The organism is Blautia schinkii (genome assembly GCF_013304825.1).
In the GTDB taxonomy this organism is placed as follows: domain Bacteria; phylum Bacillota; class Clostridia; order Lachnospirales; family Lachnospiraceae; genus Blautia_A; species Blautia_A schinkii_B.
In genome coordinates this window covers 176,029-195,523 of record NZ_JAAWUO010000001.1, presented here as the reverse complement: position 1 = coordinate 195,523, position 19,495 = coordinate 176,029, and the positions used below count along the sequence as shown (strand labels likewise).

The 19,495-nt window shown below is 44.6% G+C and carries 16 protein-coding genes; 2 read left to right on the top strand and 14 right to left on the bottom strand.

The window, feature by feature from the left end:
* Window positions 1–2 precede the first annotated feature (2 nt).
* The 3 genes from HFM85_RS00850 to HFM85_RS00840 are packed head-to-tail and all read right to left on the bottom strand — an operon-like array spanning window position 3 to window position 4,093.
* Window positions 3–1,601: a response regulator transcription factor gene (locus tag HFM85_RS00850; RefSeq protein ID WP_119238945.1), complete on the bottom strand. Its 1,599-nt coding sequence runs from the start codon at window positions 1,599–1,601 to the stop codon at window positions 3–5.
* A complete protein-coding gene (locus HFM85_RS00845; protein WP_173736834.1) occupies window positions 1,579–3,087 on the bottom strand; it encodes a sensor histidine kinase in 1,509 nt (502 codons plus the stop codon). The genes HFM85_RS00850 and HFM85_RS00845 overlap by 23 nt, the downstream gene beginning before the upstream one ends.
* Window positions 3,065–4,093, bottom strand: coding sequence for a sugar ABC transporter substrate-binding protein (locus HFM85_RS00840; RefSeq protein WP_119238943.1), 1,029 nt, complete (start codon window positions 4,091–4,093; stop codon window positions 3,065–3,067). The genes HFM85_RS00845 and HFM85_RS00840 overlap by 23 nt, the downstream gene beginning before the upstream one ends.
* A 141-nt stretch (window positions 4,094–4,234) precedes the next feature.
* Here HFM85_RS00840 and HFM85_RS00835 point away from each other — a divergent pair, with 141 nt between their 5' ends.
* Both HFM85_RS00835 and HFM85_RS00830 read left to right on the top strand, forming a co-directional pair.
* Window positions 4,235–4,819 carry a TetR/AcrR family transcriptional regulator gene (locus HFM85_RS00835; RefSeq protein ID WP_119238942.1) on the top strand — a complete coding sequence of 195 codons (585 nt, stop codon included), beginning with the start codon at window positions 4,235–4,237 and terminating at the stop codon, window positions 4,817–4,819.
* Between the two features lie 157 nt (window positions 4,820–4,976).
* On the top strand, window positions 4,977–6,941 hold the full coding sequence (locus tag HFM85_RS00830) for an oleate hydratase (RefSeq protein WP_119238941.1): 1,965 nt from the start codon (window positions 4,977–4,979) through the stop codon (window positions 6,939–6,941).
* 143 nt (window positions 6,942–7,084) lie between these two features.
* Here HFM85_RS00830 and larE read toward each other — a convergent pair whose 3' ends face one another.
* The 11 genes from larE to HFM85_RS00780 all read right to left on the bottom strand — a co-directional run bounded on the left by larE (window position 7,085) and on the right by HFM85_RS00780 (window position 19,396).
* Window positions 7,085–7,912: an ATP-dependent sacrificial sulfur transferase LarE gene (larE, locus tag HFM85_RS00825; RefSeq protein WP_173736833.1), complete on the bottom strand. Its 828-nt coding sequence runs from the start codon at window positions 7,910–7,912 to the stop codon at window positions 7,085–7,087.
* Window positions 7,913–7,962: 50 nt separating this feature from the next.
* A complete protein-coding gene (locus HFM85_RS00820; protein WP_173736832.1) occupies window positions 7,963–8,763 on the bottom strand; it encodes an MBL fold metallo-hydrolase in 801 nt (266 codons plus the stop codon).
* A 232-nt stretch (window positions 8,764–8,995) separates the two neighbouring features.
* Complete coding sequence (locus tag HFM85_RS16395) at window positions 8,996–9,118, bottom strand: hypothetical protein (protein ID WP_264292053.1); 123 nt, start codon at window positions 9,116–9,118, stop codon at window positions 8,996–8,998.
* A 112-nt stretch (window positions 9,119–9,230) separates the two neighbouring features.
* Window positions 9,231–10,355, bottom strand: coding sequence for a DUF362 domain-containing protein (locus HFM85_RS00815; RefSeq protein ID WP_173736831.1), 1,125 nt, complete (start codon window positions 10,353–10,355; stop codon window positions 9,231–9,233).
* Between the two features lie 39 nt (window positions 10,356–10,394).
* The gene (locus HFM85_RS00810; RefSeq protein WP_243873768.1) at window positions 10,395–10,754 is read right to left on the bottom strand and encodes an inorganic diphosphatase; all 360 of its coding nucleotides are present in this window, start codon (window positions 10,752–10,754) and stop codon (window positions 10,395–10,397) included.
* A 70-nt stretch (window positions 10,755–10,824) separates the two neighbouring features.
* On the bottom strand, window positions 10,825–12,429 hold the full coding sequence (locus HFM85_RS00805; RefSeq protein ID WP_173736830.1) for a xylulokinase: 1,605 nt from the start codon (window positions 12,427–12,429) through the stop codon (window positions 10,825–10,827).
* Between the two features lie 165 nt (window positions 12,430–12,594).
* Window positions 12,595–13,920, bottom strand: coding sequence for an alpha-glucosidase/alpha-galactosidase (melA, locus tag HFM85_RS00800; protein ID WP_119238936.1), 1,326 nt, complete (start codon window positions 13,918–13,920; stop codon window positions 12,595–12,597).
* A gap of 311 nt (window positions 13,921–14,231) precedes the next feature.
* A complete protein-coding gene (locus HFM85_RS00795; RefSeq protein WP_173736829.1) occupies window positions 14,232–15,152 on the bottom strand; it encodes an AraC family transcriptional regulator in 921 nt (306 codons plus the stop codon).
* A gap of 151 nt (window positions 15,153–15,303) precedes the next feature.
* Window positions 15,304–17,523, bottom strand: coding sequence for an alpha-galactosidase (locus tag HFM85_RS00790; RefSeq protein ID WP_173736828.1), 2,220 nt, complete (start codon window positions 17,521–17,523; stop codon window positions 15,304–15,306).
* Window positions 17,524–17,638: 115 nt separating this feature from the next.
* A complete protein-coding gene (locus HFM85_RS00785; RefSeq protein ID WP_173754591.1) occupies window positions 17,639–18,478 on the bottom strand; it encodes a carbohydrate ABC transporter permease in 840 nt (279 codons plus the stop codon).
* 15 nt (window positions 18,479–18,493) lie between these two features.
* Window positions 18,494–19,396, bottom strand: coding sequence for a carbohydrate ABC transporter permease (locus HFM85_RS00780; protein WP_021650445.1), 903 nt, complete (start codon window positions 19,394–19,396; stop codon window positions 18,494–18,496).
* Window positions 19,397–19,495: the final 99 nt, after the last annotated feature.

The window sequence follows — 19,495 nt, the reverse complement described above, 5'->3', positions numbered from 1 at the left end:
GTCTACCTCAACCTCTCTCTGAATTCACTTGGTGTCACGCCTTCGTATTTCTTGAATATCCTGCTGAAATAATTGGGGTCGCTGTATCCGGATTCCGCACAGATTTCCTTGATGGAAAGCCCTGAATCCTTGAGAAGTTCTCTTGCATTCCGAAGCCGCACTTCTGTAAGATACTCGATAAAATTTCCTCCGGTCTCCTGCTTAAAAAGCTTGCTGAAATAATAAGGGCTGATATCCACCTCCCGTGATACCTCATCCAGTGAAATATCTTTTTTGTAATTGTCCCGAATATAGGACTTTGCTTTTTCAATAATGGAAACCGCTTCTTTTTCCCTTGCGCTTTCCATGTTGCTGCAAATTTCTGATGTTTTGCCCAGGAACCATTTTTTTATCCCTTCTATGTCTGTATATTCCTGAATCTCATGAATATAATTTCTGCGGTAGCTGATCGCATATTTCACGGTACCTGCAAAAAAAGCCTTTTTTTCCACTCCCATCACAAGCTCCAGAATCTTGATGCGCATGTCCTCCAGATCTACTCCCTGCTGCTTCTCCATCCACCGGATAAATTCCTCGGCACAGCTTAAAGCTCCTGCCACATCCTTATCCATCACCCGCTTTTCATAGCGACGTTCCAGATCTCTTGGATATTCGCCGTCATATTTCTGTGCAGCCGGAACATCCTCAATATGTATCACATGGCTGGTACTTTCCCGAAGTGCGATCATGGCCTCCTTGAAGGATTCTTTCATGGTGCTTCCCATCTCCTTCACCCGGCCGATACCACAGCGAAATTTACTGTCAATCCTGCTTTCCAGCTTATGTACCATGTTTCTGGTTCTTGTTACAACCTCCACACGTTCCTCATAGGACTCCCTGGAATTACGGTACGGAACAAGCAGTACAATACGGTTTCCCATAATAGGTCCTACCAGACATTCAAAAAATCCCTGAGCGATTTCCCGGAATGTGGAATAAAATTTGTTTGCCTTCACACTGGCCCCCACTGCATTTGTAAGAACGCCATTTTCCGTAGAATCACCGAATTCAGCCACGATCATATATCCGTATTCTTCCCGGATATCCAGAAGCTCCCTGTAATTATCCTGGTATGTCTGAAAATCATCCTGCAGAAGAATATTATTGATATATCCGCTTTCGATCATAGGCACAACTGTTTCCAGCTTTTCACGGATACGGAGATCGTCGCTTCGCTTCTGTCTTGTGGAATCTACCCTTTCCATAGCTTTGGAGCATATTTCCAGAATCACCTTTTTGTTTACCGGCTTGGTAAGAAATTCCATAACTCCGAGATTTACCGCTTCCTTGGCATAATTAAATTTATCATAGGCTGTAATTATTACAAAGACCACAGATCTGTTAAATTTCTGAATTTCCCGGATTGCCTGGATTCCGCTTAAGCCCGGCATCTGAATATCCATAAAGCAGATATCCGGCGGATATTTCTCCGCCTCTTCCACAACCACACGGCCTGTCTTGGCTGTGTGGATCTCACATTCATTTCCATAATTGGAACTTATAATATTTTTCAGGGATTCCAGCATGATCCCTTCGTCATCAGCAAGCAGGATTCTGTACATTTTTTTCACTCCTCTCCAGAGGAATATTGATCACTACCTCTGTTCCCATTCCTTCACCTTCACTGTATATCTCCATCAATCCGTCACACTCATAATACAGTTCCAGACGGCTGATCACATTGTTCATTCCGATTCCCGTGGAATCACCCTCGCCCGAACTGCTGTGGACTTTTTTGGACAGGACTCTTTCTATCTGTTCTCTGGTCATTCCCAGTCCGTTATCTAGGACACTGATCTCAATATGATCGTCCCATCGCTCCACGCTGAGATTAATATGTCCCTCCCAGTCAATATTCCGTATTCCATGATTAACTGCGTTTTCCACAACCGGCTGCAGGATCATACTGGGAACACGCACATTTCCCACATCACATTCCACTTTTTTTGAAAAATGGATATCTCCGGCAAACCGCACGTTCAGAATATAAATGTAATTATCCACGGCCTCCAATTCTTCCTCAAGCGTCGCATCTTCCTCACCCTTCTTTACATTGTAGCGAAAAAAATCTGCCATCTTTTCCACAAAGATGCTGGTTTTTTCTGCATCCTCCATCATAGCAAGCTGTACTCCTGCATTTAAGGAATTAAAAAGGAAATGCGGGTTGATCTGAGACTGGAGATACTTAAGCTGCGCTTCCTTGAGATGTGTTTCCATCAAAAGCTCCCGCTCTATCATCTGCTGTTCTTTTTCCATGCCGGCCTTTGTCCTGGCAATGTAAAGACTAAGATTCTCCACCATGGTATTAAAAGCTCTTGTTACCTCTCCAAGCTCATCCCTGGAATCTGTCGGGGGCATCTTTACATTAAAATTCCCCTGACCTACCAGCTGTGCAGTTTCCGCCATATTGGTCAGCGGCAGGAACATCTCCCTTGTTGCTGTGATCAGAAGGAACATTCCACAGACCACCACCAGAAGCATGATCACCATATTACTGATCTCCAGATATCTCATAACCGCCCGGAGAGCTGCATAGGTCTGGGAATTTTCTTTAAAAAGCTGCTTGTTCAGCTCATCCATAGAACTCTGGATATAACTGTAAAGCTCAAGGCTTTTATCATATTCCTGCTTATATTTTTCCACATTCCTGCCTCTCTTGGCAGCTACAGTTCCTGCTGTACAGGAAAGATATGCTTCCGACATCTTACGTATCTTCTTCTCCAGAAGTTTCACGGAATCATCAATATTCTGTTCATTTAACTCCTCCAGCTCCTGCCTGTATTTCGCCTCATTCTGATAGTAATCCATTAATGCCTGAGAATTTTTTACCTTCAGATACTGGTACATGCTGTCCTGCACATCGTCAAAAACCTGCCCAAGCTCTGTGATCTGGGCATTACTGGCATACACATCGTCCATCTCCTGCATGGAGTTGTTGATCCGCGCATAAAACAGCATATTGATGCTGAACAGTAAAAGTGCCAGCACTCCAACCTCCAGCATGATCTTGCTTACAAGAGAAAAGTCACTCCAACGGATTTTTTTCATCTGTGACTGCCTCCCTCCTCATCTTCTCCACTGCTGTTTTGTCAAGAAAATTAATGTCTACGTTATAGAAAGAATTGGTTCTTCCATCTTCTATATAGCTGGTAACTGCCTCCACGCTGTACTGTCCCAGCTGGGTCGTGTCCACATCACAGGTAACTGAAATGACACCTTTTTCTACTGCTGCAAGGATATCCTCAGATGTATAGTAACCGATGATCTCCACCTTTCCTGCAAGATTAAAATCCAGAACTGCCTGTCTTGCACACTCCGTTGTCTCTTCATCCATGCACACCAGGATATCCGGAATATTCCGCTTCTGCTGAAAAATATCAGTAACTGCCTCCTCTGTCTCAAAGGTTCCTGTTGACAGAAGATTCCTTCCCTTGATCTCAATATCCGCAGAACCGACCGCTGTCTGAACTGCATTACTGATCTGGGTATATATCTGACTTTCATTCATATCGTCAATATCCCGTTTCTGCAGGATCAGGATCTTCTTCGTGTTCTCATTCACATATCTGGCAACAATTTCCCCGTAAGCCATGCCAAGCTGATAATCGCTGACTCCCACAAAGCTCTGGCGGCGGCTGTGCACCGCATCACTCATGACTGTAACTACCGGTATTCCGTTTCTTACTGCAGTATTGATTGCTTCTTCCAGACCGGCTTCTCCATTATACTGCAGGATAATACCATCCGCCTTGGCCGCAATGCTCATATTCATATAATCAAGTTTATTATAGGATGTTTCTCTATCCGACCCCATGATCTCAAGCAGTACATTATTGGAAGCTGCTTTTTTCTTCGCACTGTCATATACTGCCTGCCAAAACTGGGAATCAGGGCTATCCACAATCATGTCGTACTGGTATTTATATATTTTCTCTTCCTGTTCATCCAACCCTGCTTTTTCACTGATTCCTCTGTAATAGGATTCTCCTGTCATATAAGTAAGTACTATCACGGCAGCAAAAACCAGCAGGATGCAAGCTGATTTCTTTTTCATAATACACTCCATTCTGTTTCACAAAACATTCCGGGTTTCAGTTTATCATAATTTCACAGAAAAGTCACTGTTTGACATGGATTTTCTGTGCACTTTCATGTTATATTAATAACCATAAACCTACCAAAGGAGGGTGTACTTATGACAAATGCAACCAAGCTTGCCCTGGAAGAATCCCTGAAACATCTGCTTCTTAAGAAGCCTTTAGATAAGATAACCATCAACGACCTTACCACTGACTGCGGAATCAGCCGCATGACTTTTTACTATCATTTCAAGGATATCTATGATCTTGTGGAGTGGTGTTGTCTGGAAGATGCCAGAATTGCCCTTCAGGGCAAAAAAACCTCTTCCACCTGGCATGAAGGGCTTCTACAGATCTTTGATGCCGTGATGGAAAACAAGCCATTTATCTTAAATGTATACCGCTGCGTGGGACGGGAACAAATCGAGAATTATCTGTTCCAGCTTACCTGCAATCTTCTTATGGGCGTGGTAACAGAAAGATCAAAAGACATCCCCATCACGGATAAACAGAAAATTTTTATCGCAGATCTGTATAAATACAGCTTTGTAGGGATCATGCTGGACTGGATCAAAAACGGCATGCGTGAAGATTATCGCGGGATCGCGGATGATACCGCAACTGCACTATACGGAAGCATCGACAACGCCATCCGTAATTTTGCCGCCAGAAACAAAACTGCAGAAATGCATACAGAATAAAAACTTATCAAAACAGACATAATGATAAAAAACTGAACACTTTCGGTGTTTTGTAAATAGAATCTTTTTTCCGGATGGGCTATCATAGCATCAACAGCAACAAAGAACAGTTAATCCGATACAAACAGGTATCTCATTTATGAAAGGTGGATGTCATATGTCAGATAAAAAAGGATTCATGGGACTTGCAGCACTTGCAGCAGCCGGAGCCGGCGCAGCCATACTGATGAAAAAAACAAAAGAGATCAATGAAGAGGAAACTTTACATGTAAAGAAAACTACCGAAAATTACCGCAATACAGAGCGCGGAAAATATGACAAAAACAGTAAAGGAATTTATTACTCCAACGGTAACTACGAAGCTTTTGCCCGCCCTGAGAAACCGGAAGGTATTGATGATAAACATGCCTATATCGTAGGAAGCGGTCTTGCTTCCCTTGCGGCTGCCTGCTTCCTTGTAAGAGATGCACAGATGCCTGGTGAACACATCCACATTCTGGAAGCCATGGATATCGCCGGCGGTGCCTGCGACGGAATCTATGATCCGTCAAGAGGCTACATTATGCGCGGCGGCCGTGAGATGGAGAACCATTTTGAATGTCTGTGGGATCTTTTCCACAGTATTCCTTCCCTTGAAAAACCGGGTGCTTCCGTTCTGGATGAATTCTACTGGCTGAATAAGCATGATCCGAACTACTCTCTCTGCCGTGCAACTGTGAACCGTGGCCAGGATGCACATACAGACGGCAAGTTCAATCTGAGCCAGAAAGGCTGTATGGAAATCATGAAGCTGTTCATGACCAAAGATGAGGATCTCTACGATAAGACTATTGAAGATGTATTTGACGATGAGGTGTTTAATTCCACCTTCTGGCTGTACTGGCGCACCATGTTTGCTTTTGAAAACTGGCACAGTGCACTTGAGATGAAGCTTTACTTCCAGCGTTTTATCCATCATATCGCAGGCCTTCCGGATTTCAGTGCCCTGAAATTCACGAAATATAATCAGTACGAATCTCTGATTCTTCCTATGAAGAAATATCTGGAGGACGCAGGTGTTGACTTCCAGTTCAACACAGAAGTCACAAATGTTATCTTTGATTTCAAGGATGGCAAAAAGACCGCTTCTGCTATTGAGTGCAAAGTAAAAGGCGTTGAGCAGGGTATCCTTCTCACAGAAAATGATCTTGTTTTCGTCACAAACGGAAGCTGTACAGAGGGCACGATCTACGGTGATCAGAACCATGCACCGAATGGTGATGCAGAGGTACGTACCAGCGGAGTATGGTCCCTGTGGAAAAATATCGCAGCTCAGGATCCGTCTTTCGGACATCCGGAGAAATTCTGCTCAGACATTGCCAAGACCAACTGGGAATCTGCTACCGTCACCACACTGGATGACCGTATCATCCCTTATATCACTAACATCTGTCAGCGTGATCCACGTACCGGCAAGGTCGTTACCGGTGGTATCGTAAGCTGCCAGGATTCCAAATGGCTCTTAAGCTGGACCATCAACCGTCAGGGACAGTTCAAGGAGCAAGATCCTGATAAAGTCTGCGTATGGGTTTACGGACTTTTCACAGATGTTCCCGGCGACTATATCAAGAAGCCGATGAAAGACTGCACAGGTAAAGAGATCACTGCAGAGTGGCTGTACCACCTTGGTGTTCCGGTGGATCAGATCGATGATATGGCTGAGAACAGTGCGATCTGCGTTCCGACCATGATGCCTTATATCACAGCTTTCTTCATGCCGCGTGCCAAAGGTGACCGCCCGGATGTTATCCCGGATGGCTGTGTGAACTTCGCATTCCTCGGACAGTTTGCCGAAACTCCGCGTGATACTGTTTTCACTACAGAATATTCTGTACGTACTGCAATGGAGGCTGTATATGGCCTCACTGGTGTAGACCGTGGTGTTCCGGAAGTATGGGGAAGTGTTTACGATATCCGTGAGCTTCTGGACAGCTCCGTGAAACTGATGGACGGCAAATCTCCTCTTGAGATCCAGCTCCCCGGACCTCTGAATGCACTGAAGAAGCCTCTTCTGAATGTTGTGAAGGGAACTGTGGTTGAGAAAGTACTGCGGGATCATAATGTTCTGAAGGATTATATGTAAGATATACAGCCCGCCAGGCAGATATTCTCAATTCAAAATTTGAAATTTGAAAACAGTAATTGAGCCTCAGGTTCTATTTGTGCAGCAATCCCCCGGAAATACTTCTCGTGCGGTATTTCCGGGGGATTATTTATTTTCCGATACTATTTTCCCAGTGTTTCATTCATACTTCCGGACCGGAAGCCCTGAAGATCCAATGTTACGTAGGAGAATCCCAGAGTGCAGAATTTCTCTGTGATCTTTGTTCTTGTCTCATTATCTGCAATTTTCAGGATATCCTCTTCCGGGACTTCGATCCTCGCCATTGTTCCATGAATGCGTACGCGGAACTGGTGGAAGCCAAGCTCCATCAGAAACTGCTCAGCCTGGTCTACCATGTGAAGTTTTTCCTCAGTAATGGTTTCACCGTATACAAATCTGGATGCAAGACAGGCAAAGGACGGCTTGTTCCAGGTTGGAAGGTTCATGTGCTTTGACAGCTCACGGATCTCTTCTTTATAGAGGTCTGCTTCCTGAAGAGGACTTCGCACGCCAAGCTCCTGGATGGCTCTTTTTCCCGGGCGATAATCGCCTAAGTCATCCATGTTGGAGCCTTCTGCGATCATATTCATATTATGCGCTTTCGCTGCTTCCCAGAGTTTTGTGAAAATGGCTTTTTTGCAGATGTAGCAGCGGTCCGGTGGATTCTGCCGAAATCCCGGGATCTCAAATTCATTGATCCTGCAGACTTCCTGGCAGATGTGGTTCTCCTGGCAAAATTCCTCCGTTTCTTTCAGCTCTCTGTCTGTGAAAGAGCAGGGGCATGCAGTGATGGCCATAGCCTTGTCACCAAGTGTTTCCTGTGCAGCTTTCAGCAGAAATGTGGAATCTACACCGCCGGAAAATGCTACAGCTACGCTTCCAAGAGAATGAATGATATCCTGGAGTTTTCTGTATTTTTTTTCAAGTATGATGTTGTCTGTTTCTGGCATGTGTTATGTTACCTCGCACTTCCGGTCTTTTCTTTTTACTTCATAAAAAATTACATTTCGATCACATCAAGATCATCCGGAACAAACAGATTTCCGTGATAATACTCTCTGCCTTCTGCTCCGTAAAGTTCTTTACGATTCTTAATGTTCTTATCCTCTGTGTGATACAGTACAAGATTCTTTACGCCAAGCTGCTGGGCAAGCTCGCTGGCATCCTTAACTGTGGAATGATGTTTCTCATAAGGATTGAAGATGTCACGCTGTCCATACAGGCAAAATGCTTCGTGAAACATCCAGTCGCTGCCTTTCGCATATTTCTCCTCGCATTCGTTGTATGGCTCATCTCCGCAGCATGTCAGCACCTTGTTATCTCCGTAGATCATCTGGAAACCGAACTGTTTCGCCTTGGTAGAACCGATATCGAAAAATGTTATTTTCTTATTGAGAATCGTTTTCTCTTCGCCGTCTTTTATCTCGATCAGATGAAGTCTATCACCGATGTACTGTGTCTCTTTCTTGTTGAGAAGCTTAAATGCCATGTCTTTCAGAAGTCCGATTACTTCGTCATGTGCGTAGATATTGGCCTCGCCCTGATAAGCACCCTTCTTCATGTTCTGGCAGATAATTCGGATCACCCAAACAATTCCCATGATATGGTCAACATGCTTATGTGTAACAAAGATCTCATGAACATCCATCAGATCTACGCCTGCTTTCTTAAGCTGGGAAAGCACAGTGTTTCCACCGCCGCCGTCAACCAGAAAATGGCCGTACTCATCGCTGAGCACGAAGCATGTATTATAGCACTCCGTTACCAGTGCGTTGCCTGTTCCAAGCATGGTTAATTTCATTATTTTTTCTCCTCCTGTATATCACAGCGAATTTCTGCAGTTAGCCACCTGCTGCTCTTTCGCTGTCCGACTGGCTGTAATCTGTTGTAACGTATGTACTTACTATTAACAGCCTGGTATTTTTATTTTCTGTGTTTTTCGTGTCTCATGATACCATTAAGGAAAAATATTTTCAATAAAATTTTCACTGATCATCTCATGAACCAAAGGGCTGGAAATGGCATATTCTCTCTTACGTTATCACCTTTGTTCCACGGTACATTTTCCTGTCTTCTTTTCTGCCTTCTTCTCTTCCTGCCTCAAGTACCTCTGCTTTTGCAAATTCATATACGGATTCCTTCCATCTTTTTGCCATAGGCAACACCTGCTGTTTTGCAGGAGTGGAAGAACATTTTGGGCATATAAAAAGCAGGTGCTATCACATGTCATCCATGTCTGCTCCTGCTTTTTATCATTTGATATATTTTTTATTTAATCTTCTTCAGCTCATACTCTCTTGTTCCCAGGCCGATCTTTTCTGCCTGGTCCAGAGTTGCTTTCCATTCTACATTAGGGTTGGAATCTTTGAAATGATCGTGATGACAGTGCCATCCTGGCTCTGCCAGATGCTCTCCAAGCTGGCTGTTTTCGATCGGCGTTGCCTTGAGACAGGCATCTGCACATGCCTGATCCAGAGCTACCGGGTCAAAGCTTGCGAACATTCCGATATCCGGAAGGATCGGCGCATCGTTCTCACCGTGGCAGTCGCAGTTCGGGCTGATATCCTGTACCAGTGCAATATGAAAATGTGGACGGCCATGACAGACAGCCTGTGCATACTCAGCCATCTTGCGGTCAAGCATTTCATTAGCACTGCTATTCGGATTGTAAACAGCATCAAAACTGCAGGCTCCGATACAGCGGCCACAGCCCTTGCATTTATCATAATCAATAACTGCTTTTTTGTTTACATAAGTAATGGCATCACTTCCACATTCTTTCGCGCAGCGTTTGCATCCACGACAGACTTCTTCGTTGATGGCAGGTTTACCGCTGGCATGCTGCTGCATCTTTCCTGCACGGCTTCCGCAGCCCATACCGATATTTTTCAGAGCACCGCCGAATCCTGTTGACTCATGCCCTTTAAAGTGACTGAGACTGATAAAAATATCCGCATCCATGATCGCATGTCCGATCAGCGCAGTTTTGCAGTATTCTCCGTTTACTACCGGAACCTCTATCTCATCTGTTCCTCGAAGTCCATCTCCAATAATGATCTGGCAGCCTGTAGTAATGGTATTAAAACCATTGAGGTTTGCACAGTCCAGATGCTCCAGAGCATTCTTTCTGCTTCCTGGGTAAAGAGTGTTGCAGTCTGTCAGAAATGGCAGCCCGCCCTGTTCTTTGCAGAGATCTGCCACAGCTTTTGCATAGTTCGGGCGAAGAAATGCCAGGTTTCCCAGCTCACCGAAATGCATCTTAATGGCTACAAATTTTCCGTCCATGTCAATGTCTCTGATTCCGGCAGCAACACAGAGTTTTTTCAGCTTATCAAGCTGGCTGGTTCCCACAGGACAACGAAAATCTGTAAAATAAACTGTTGATTTTTCCATTGTGATGTTTTCTCCTTATTTAATATCACTTGCTGCCTTTTATTCAATCATCTCTATCTCTGTCTTAAAATACTGTTCCTGAAAACTTACCTGTGCCATGATTTCCTCGGCCGTCATAGTCATGTTTTCCGGTACTGCCACCCATTTATCTTCCACATCATTAAGACGGTGGATAACAGCGATGATTTTACCTGTAAATTCCTTTATCTGGTAATCCACGCCCAGAACATATACATCCTGTTCCTCGCCATCCGGAGCAATGATTCCTTCTATGTATCCATAATTTACCGGATAGAAAAGCTCCTTGTGCTCCGGATGGTAAGTATTCATCGGACGATCGATCACGACATGTACGATCTGGCCTGGAGCCGGTTTCTTTTCATGATCTGTCTGTTTCATTTATATTCCTCTGATTTCATTTTCATTATTCCTGTAAATCAAAGATTTATATTTCAATCCGTTCTGCTCTTTACCAGATCCTGGATTCTACAGCCGCACGCTCAATGCCAAGGCCTTTCATATACCGATTCATGAACGCATCAAATCCCTTCACACCTTCTGCTTCCGGTGCCAGTGTACTTCCTTCATTTCCTTTGAAGACATTTTCATCCAGAAAATCAGCAAGATCTTCACCATCATTTTTGTTAATGAGATAAGATGCCAAGATCGCGATTCCCCAGGCTCCGCCTTCTCCTGCGGTTGACATAACGGAAACCGGTGCATTCACTGCATCTGCAAGGATCTGCTGGCCAACACCTTTTGTCTTAAAGAGGCCGCCATGTCCAAGAAGCTTGTCGATCTTCACATGCTCCTGATTAAGAAGGATATCAAGACCTACACGCATAGCTCCAAGACAGGTATAAAGATTGTTTCTCATAAAATTGGCAAGTGTAAATTTGCTCTCCGGAGAGCGGACAAACAGAGGACGTCCCTCCTCAAAGCCAGTCATATGCTCACCTGAGAAATAACAATAGGAAAGAAGTCCGCCACAGTCAGGATCTCCCTCCATTGCTTTATTGTAAAGTGTTCCGAACAATTTGTCCATATCCACTTCCATGCCCATTGCTTCCATAAATTCCTTAAACACATTCACCCAGGCATTCAAATCAGATGTGCAGTTGTTGGAATGTGCCATGGCAACCGGATCACCGGCAGGTGTTGTGACCATATCGATCTCTTTGTACGGTTTGGAAAGGGCTTTTTCCAGGACGATCATGGCAAATACAGAAGTTCCTGCTGAAACATTTCCTGTCCGCTGACGCACACTGTTTGTGGCAACCATACCGGTTCCTGCGTCTCCCTCAGGCGGACACATCGGGATTCCTGCTTTCAGTCTGCCGGTTACATCAAGAAGCTTTGCTCCTTCTTCTGTAAGAGTACCCGCATCCTGTCCTGCAACCATAACCTCCGGCATGATATCGCGGAGTTTCCATGGGAATCCATAAGGAGCTACCAGCTCATCAAATTTCTTCACCATCTCCTCATTGTAGTCTTTTGTTTCGCTGTCGATGGGGAACATACCTGCCGCATCACCGATACCCAGAACTCTTTTTCCGGTAAGCTTCCAGTGTACATAGGCTTCCAGAGTTGTGATATAATCAATATCTTTCACATGCTCCTCGCCGTTTAAGATCGCCTGGTACAGATGTGCAATGCTCCATCTCTGAGGGATATTATAATGGAAAAGTTCTCCAAGTTTCTCAGATGCCTCACCTGTGATATTGTTTCTCCATGTGCGGAACGGAACCATCAGCTCGCCTGCTTTGTTAAACGGCATATATCCGTGCATCATGGCACTGACTCCAAAAGCCCCTACGCTTGTCAGCTCCACTCCATATTTTTCCCGGACATCTTTTGCCATATCCTGATAGCTGGCCTGGAGACCTTTCCAGATTTCCTCCAGGCTGTATGTCCAGATACCATCCACATACTGATTCTCCCATCCGTAACCGCCGGATGCGATAGGCTGGTTCTTATCATCAACCAGAACTGCCTTGATCCTTGTAGAACCAAACTCGATTCCAAGTGCTGTGCGGTTCTCAAGAATCGCTGTTTTTGCCTCATTTGCTCCCATTGTAAAAATCCTCCCGTATTATTTGCTGAAATACATATCCCAATTATAATATTCCTGTGAAAAAACATCAACATTTTACATCATAAAAAGGCCGGAACATCCATTTTAATGATCCGGCCTGTCTATTCAGAAAACTGCTCGGGAGTCCCCTGACATACCTTTCATTTAGCGGTACATCTTCATATAATCTCCATGTGCCTCGATCAGCTCATCACACATTGCCTGGATATCTTTGATATTCAGCTCTGCACCTGTGTGAGGATCCATCATAGCTGCCTGATAGATCTTCTGGCGGTCTTTGGTCACTGCTGCCTCAATAGCAAGGAGCTGCGGGCTGACATTGGATGAGTTCATAGCTGCCAGCTGTGTAGGAAGCTTGCCCACTTTTACCGGGTGTACACCGGTTCCGTCAATATAACATGGAACCTCTACGCAGGCATCTGACGGAAGGTTGTCGATATAACCGTTGTTAAGAACGTTTCCACCAATCTTGTACGGTGTGTTTGTAACAACAGCCTCCATGATGTAGGAAGCATACTCTTTACTTCTCTCATGGCCGATCTTGCCGTCTTTGAGGATATCCTCACGCTCTTTTTCCCAACCCTCGATCTGTTTGATACATCTTCTCGGATATTCGTCAAGTGGAATATTGAATTCCTCGATCATCTCCGGATATCTGGATTTGATAAAGAACGGATTGTACTCTGCATTGTGCTCACTGGACTCTGTGCAGTAGTAGCCAAGATGACGGATGTACTCATAACGTACCATATCCTCATGTTTCTCACCGGAAGTATTCTTCTCCTCTGCAATTCTGCGGATCTCCGGGTACAGATCGTTTCCGTCTTTATCATGGATTTCAAGAAGCCATGCCATATGGTTGATACCTGCGATCAGCTCGGTACGTCCCTCAAGCTTGTCTTCCATTCCCATTCCCTCAAGAAGCTTCTGGGAGCAGACCTGAACGCTGTGGCAGAGACCTACTGTACGGATCTTTGTGAAGCGCTGCATATAACCGGTAAGCATTGCCATCGGATTGGAATAGTTCAGGAACAGAGTGTTCGGGCAGACCTCTTCCATGTCCCGGGCAAACTCTTCCAGAACCGGAATGGTACGAAGTGCACGCATGATTCCACCGATTCCCAGAGTATCTGCGATTGTCTGTTTGATGCCGTATTTCTTCGGGATCTCAAAGTCTGTTACTGTACATGGCTCATAACCGCCTACCTGAATGGCATTAACTACGAAATCCGCATCGCGAAGTGCATCTTTACGGTTCTCGGCACCAAGATAGGTTTTGATCACTGCGCGGTCCTCGTTTACGTTGTGATTGATGGCACTTAAGATAATTCTGGAATCCTCCAGTCTCTTCTCGTCAATATCATAAAGTGCGATCTCGCTCTCGCGAAGTGCCGGTGTGCACATACAGTCTCCAAGTACATTTCTTGCGAAAACCGTGCTTCCAGCTCCCATGAATGTAATTTTGATCATGTTCGTTTCCTCCTGTTCTCTTTATTAGATCTCTTATCCGGAATTGTTATATTTTTCTTTAAAATTCCTGATTTTCTGCTATTTCTGCGGTGCAGTCCCGCTTCGTTTTCCTTGTGAGCTTATCATACTACCGGAAACTTGTTTAAAATATGTACTTTGATGTTAATAATTGTTGTTTTGTTGCATGAGATACCCAGAAGTAATTTTCTATAACATTTCTTATGACATAAAAAACTCTCTGCCCGATACCAGAATTTTATATATTCTGGCACAGACAGAGAGTTTTTTTCTTCGTGAAATATATCACAGGCTCAGGCCTCAGATTCCGTATAATCGCCCTTCTTTCCATTCACTACAAGTCTTCTCTTTTCTTCCTTGTATTCTCTCGGACTTCTTCCTGTTCTTGCCTTGAATACCTTGGAAAAAGCCAGCGGATCTCCATACCCTACTCTTGCAGCTACTTCACTGACCTGAATATCTCCGTTTTTCAGAAGAGTTTTCGCCTTCTCAATGCGAAGATTCATAAGATATTCCTGCGGCGAGCATCCAAGGCTTTTTTTAAATGAACTGGTAAGATAGCTCCGGTTGACGCCAATGCGGTCTGCCAGCTCATTGATCTTCAGCCTCTTGTCAAAGTTGGCTGCAATGTAATCCACTGCCTGCTCCACATAAACGGAATTTGGATATCTGTGGGATGGAAGAAGCTTGCCTTCTCTCAAACATGCATCCCGGTTATCTGTGATCAGGTCAGAAAAAAGAAGCAGCAGAAGTCCGTTTCGTTTCAGCTCATTTTCAAAAACGAGCTTGTTGGTCCGTACCATTGCATCAATATACTTCGCAGCATTTTCCATGCAGTGGATCCTTCGGACCGGATTTTCCCGGCTGAAACCACTTACATGAATCACTTCCTCGGCAATCATTCCCTCAAATCCTACCCAGCGGTACGTCCAGGGATTGTCCATGTCTGCCTCATACCAGGCCTCCACACCGGGTGGGATCAGAAATGCTTCTCCACCGGTCAGATGATACTGATAGCCATCCATCTCAAAAACCCCGGTTCCGGATTCCACGATATGAAGTACATGAGAGATCCTTTTATTTGGTCCAAATCGATGTCCCGGATCACAGCTTTCCCACCCACAGTAAGTAAGACAGAGATCCACCGCACCTTTCTTTAAATTCTCCAGACATTTATAGCTGTCTGAGTTTGTAAAACCAACTGTATGAAGCAACTTTTCACCTCCCTGATATTCTGCGTTCTTTTTTTCAGATCAAACGGATATCCGTAATCTACAGCTCTGTTCAGACAGCCGGCAACTCAGCAACAGACCGCCATATCCGGCGGTCTGTCTGTACCAGCTAACTGTTCTGCAGCCGATCCGATCAACCCTCTGCCTCAATTGTATACAATACAGAATGGAAATCACCGTTTGTCTTGTTGCAGTAGTCACGATCAACCGGGATTCCTGCATACATCAATTCATTTCCATATGCTTTCAGGCACTTATCTTCCCATTCTACTCTGTAGAGCTGATCCTCGTCAAGACCTTTGAAGCGCAGACGCATCCAGGAAGCATTAACCTTGTTCAGTCTCTCATAATAACCGGCAACTGCCTGTTTCTTATCCCTGGAAACAACCATCCACGCAGTATCATTTCCTTCGAACGGACTTAAGATACGGTAAAAATCACCCTCCACCTGAATCAGGTCACGGTGTTTCTTCATGAATTCAACCTGTGCCTTTACCTCATCGATCTCTTTGGCACTTAAAAGGTTCAGATCCAGCTCATAGCCAAAGGTTCCGAAATATGCCACATTTGCTCTTGTGGAAAGCGGTGTGGTACGGTGCAGCTGATGATTCGGTACTGCCGATACATGAGATCCCATGCTGACGATCGGATAGACAAAGGAGGTACCGTACTGGATCTTTTCTCTCTCAGCAGCATCGGTATCATCACTGGTCCATGTCTGCGGTGCAAAATACAGCATTCCCGGATCAAATCTTGCTCCGCCGCTTGCGCAGGATTCAAAGAGGATGTCAGGGAATCTCTCTGTCAGTCTTGTATACAGCTCATAAACACCAAGGATATATTTATGCATGGTCTTACCCTGATCTGCTGCAGATGCGCCGCGGCTGAAAGGCTCAGACATGTAACGGTTCATATCCCATTTAATGTAGGAAATGGAAGATTCCTCGATAACCTTGGAGATGGAATCATAAATGAAATCCACAACCTCAGGTCTGGAAAAATCAAGAACGTGCTGATGTCTTGAGTGAGACTCAAAACGGTCCGGTGCTCCGATGAGCCAGTCCGGATGTGCTCTGTAGCAGTCACTGTTCTTGTTTACCATCTCAAGCTCTACCCAGAGACCGAATTTCAGGCCCATCTCCTCGATCTTACGGGAAAGTCCGGAAATTCCGTTTGGAAGCTTATTCTTATTTACGAACCAGTCACCAAGGCCCTGGTAATCATCATTTCTTGTTCCAAACCATCCGTCATCCAGAACGAACAGCTCTACCCCAACCTCTTTGGCTTTTTTTGCAATATTGAGGATTTTTTCCTCATCAAAATCAAAATAGGTTGCTTCCCAGTTATTAAGAAGGATCGGGCGTGCATGGTTTCTCCATTTTCCACGCATCAGGCGGTCACGGTACAGTCTGTGGTAAGCCTGGCTCATTCCATTTAAGCCCTTATCACTGTATACCATAACAACCTCCGGAGTCTGAAATTCTTCATCTCTGGAAAGCTCCCAGGAAAAGCCCTGAGGATTGATTCCCATCATAACTCGTGTCATCTCATAGGTGGAAACCTCAACCTGTGCAAGGAAGCTGCCGCTGTACACAAAGCTGAAGCCGAAAACCTCGCCTGTGTCTTCTGTTGTATGAGGACGTTTCAGTGCGATAAACGGATTCTGCTCAGAGCTGGAACCGGTTCCTGCAAGGCTCTGTACAGCCTGTGTCCCCATCTCAAGTTTGCGTGTTTTTACATAACGCTCACGTGCCCACGCACCGGAAAGATGGATCATCTCATAATCCATATCCGGAAACTCCACTGCTGCACTCATCACATTCTCAAGCCGGATCCTCTGATCCCCTTTCTGAACAAGGCGTGCGCTTCTTGTGATCACCGGATAATCCTCATATACGGAATATGTAAGAATAAGATCTGTATCCATCACAGAATCATGAAGTGTGATATCCAGAGATGTTGCTTCCTCATCACTTTCTGTATAAGTTGCCGGAAGACCTGCAAGCTTCTTCTTGCCACCATAGATCTCATGAGAAACATATTTGAAATCTACGATCTCGCTTCCGTTCTCCTGACGAACAGTAAGGGCAGGGTTTCTGTAATCACCGGTTCCGTAAACAGGATACTCCTGTTTGGTATACTGCATGGAAAGAAGTCCTGGCTCCGGAACACATACAGCCATCAGGGAACGCATGATCTCCTCGTGGAGATAGCTGAAATCCTCTTTATCGCGGATGGCTTTTCCATAGTAAAGATTCTCCATCTGGCCATTTTCCATGATACAGGTGATGTAGCTTAAATGTTTGTTATAAATGTGGAATGTCTTTGATCCCTCGTGAAATTTGATCGGCATAATTTTCTCCTTTTTTTGTTTACTTCGATAAAAATACCGCTGACAACCTCAATAACCAAATGCTCAGTTATATACATTGTCAGCGGTCTTGTATTACCTTATGTAATATTTCTGATTACAGTTTTCCACCGCTGGTAGCAATACCTTCGATAAACTGTTTCTGGAAGATCATGTAGATCACGATCATCGGAATGCAGGCGATCAGAGATGCAGCCATCAGTTCCGGGAATTTGGATACGTACTGGCCCTGCATCTTTGCAAGTGCGGAAGAAAGTACCAGCATATCCTTATCTGTATTAACGATCATCGGCCACATCAGGTCTTTGAATGCGAATACAGCTGTGAAAATTCCAAGTGCGACCATACTGGATCTTGTAAGTGGTGCCATGATGTAAAGGAAGGTCTGACCGATGTTACATCCGTCAAGTCTGGCAGCCTCCTCCAGATCCTTCGGCAATCCCATATATCCCTGTCTCAGAAGGAAAGTACCGAATGCAGTAACAATACCTGGGAATACAAGGGCAAAGATCGTATTCAGCATACCCATCTTGCTGACCATCAGGTACTGCGGGATGATGAAAATCTGTACCGGAACCATCATCTGGAACAGTACAAGACCGAAGCAAAGATCACGGCCCTTGAAGTTCAGTCGTCCAAATGCATAGCCTGCCATAGTTGCTGTAAGAACCGCACACACTACTCGGAAGAAGATCAGAAGCAGTGTATTCTTGTACAGAAGCAGGAAGTTCATGTTATTGATAACAGAAATAAATGCGTCTTTTCTCCATATTTTCGGGAAAATGGTGAAAGGATCTACAGATGTTGCTTCAGTTACAGTTTTAAAAGCTGTCAGGATCATCCAGATAAATGGCACAAGCATCGTTATGGACACAATGATCAGTATGACATGTATTAAAATAGTGGTTAATTTCTTTTTTGTTTCCATACTATCCATGGTTAATCCCCCTTTTTAGTTGTAGAATACCCATTTCTTCTGACCGATCATCTGGAATACTGTCAGGATCATGGTGATAATAAGAAGTACTACTACGATCGTAGCGCCGTATCCCATGTTCTTATTGATAAATGCATATTTATAGAACAGGTAAACCAGTGACTGAGTCTTGGTAAGTGCCGGGTTTGACTTGTCAATAACCATATAGATCAGGTCGAATACCTGAAGGGATCCGATCACACGGGTAACAAGCACGAAGAAAATGGTTGGTGAAAGAAGCGGGACCGTGATGTTAAAGAATGCATTCACGCCTGTTGCACCGTCAATGGATGCTGCTTCATAATAATCTCTCGGGATTTCCTGAAGTCCTGACAGGAAAAGAACCATATTGTAACCGATGATAGACCATACACCGATGATCGCAACTGCAAATACTGCAATTTTCGGATTAGAAACCCAGTTTACATGAACATGGAAAACGTTATTGATAAGACCATAATCAGAGTTGAACAGCCATCTCCATACCATGGCTACCGCTGCCGGAGCTGCTACCATCGGGAGGAAGATGATGGTTCTGTAAATAGAACGGCCCTTCATCTTTCTGTTAAGAAGTACTGCAAGAACAAGTGCGATGACAATGGAAAAAGGAACCTCCACGATCGCATATTTGAATGTGTTGATCAGTGCCTGCCAGATCTCTTTATCTGCAAAAACCTTCTGATAGTTCTGTAAACCGATAAAGATATTTCCTTTACCAAAATCTCCTGTTTTGAAAAAGCTCTGGTAAATAGTCTGGAAGATCGGAATGATGTTCAATACGATCAGTCCGATGGTTGTTGGGAGAATAAACAGCCAGCCCCAGAGGAACTCACTGCGCTCTCTCTTTGTCCGTGCCTGTGACTTGGTAGTTTTAGCCATAAGAATCACTCCTTCTATTCCTTCTATGTATGAGGCCGCTGCACCTGAGTGCGGCGGCCCCTCTCATTACTGCACTTAATTATCGGTGTTTCTTAATGC

Excerpts from the sequence above, each read along its gene's own strand:
- HFM85_RS00840 (WP_119238943.1), bottom strand. The coding sequence starts at position 4,093 with ATGAAAAAGAAATCAGCTTGCATCCTGCTGGTTTTTGCTGCCGTGATA.
- HFM85_RS00805 (WP_173736830.1), bottom strand. The coding sequence starts at position 12,429 with ATGGGAGCAAATGAGGCAAAAACAGCGATTCTTGAGAACCGCACAGCA.
- HFM85_RS00850 (WP_119238945.1), bottom strand. The coding sequence starts at position 1,601 with ATGTACAGAATCCTGCTTGCTGATGACGAAGGGATCATGCTGGAATCC.
- HFM85_RS00815 (WP_173736831.1), bottom strand. The coding sequence starts at position 10,355 with ATGGAAAAATCAACAGTTTATTTTACAGATTTTCGTTGTCCTGTGGGA.
- larE (WP_173736833.1), bottom strand. The coding sequence starts at position 7,912 with ATGCCAGAAACAGACAACATCATACTTGAAAAAAAATACAGAAAACTC.
- melA (WP_119238936.1), bottom strand. The coding sequence starts at position 13,920 with ATGATCAAAATTACATTCATGGGAGCTGGAAGCACGGTTTTCGCAAGA.
- HFM85_RS00820 (WP_173736832.1), bottom strand. The coding sequence starts at position 8,763 with ATGAAATTAACCATGCTTGGAACAGGCAACGCACTGGTAACGGAGTGC.
- HFM85_RS00790 (WP_173736828.1), bottom strand. The coding sequence starts at position 17,523 with ATGCCGATCAAATTTCACGAGGGATCAAAGACATTCCACATTTATAAC.
- HFM85_RS16395 (WP_264292053.1), bottom strand. The coding sequence starts at position 9,118 with ATGGCAAAAAGATGGAAGGAATCCGTATATGAATTTGCAAAAGCAGAG.
- HFM85_RS00785 (WP_173754591.1), bottom strand. The coding sequence starts at position 18,478 with ATGGATAGTATGGAAACAAAAAAGAAATTAACCACTATTTTAATACAT.
- HFM85_RS00835 (WP_119238942.1), top strand. The coding sequence starts at position 4,235 with ATGACAAATGCAACCAAGCTTGCCCTGGAAGAATCCCTGAAACATCTG.
- HFM85_RS00810 (WP_243873768.1), bottom strand. The coding sequence starts at position 10,754 with ATGAAACAGACAGATCATGAAAAGAAACCGGCTCCAGGCCAGATCGTA.
- HFM85_RS00830 (WP_119238941.1), top strand. The coding sequence starts at position 4,977 with ATGTCAGATAAAAAAGGATTCATGGGACTTGCAGCACTTGCAGCAGCC.
- HFM85_RS00780 (WP_021650445.1), bottom strand. The coding sequence starts at position 19,396 with ATGGCTAAAACTACCAAGTCACAGGCACGGACAAAGAGAGAGCGCAGT.
- HFM85_RS00845 (WP_173736834.1), bottom strand. The coding sequence starts at position 3,087 with ATGAAAAAAATCCGTTGGAGTGACTTTTCTCTTGTAAGCAAGATCATG.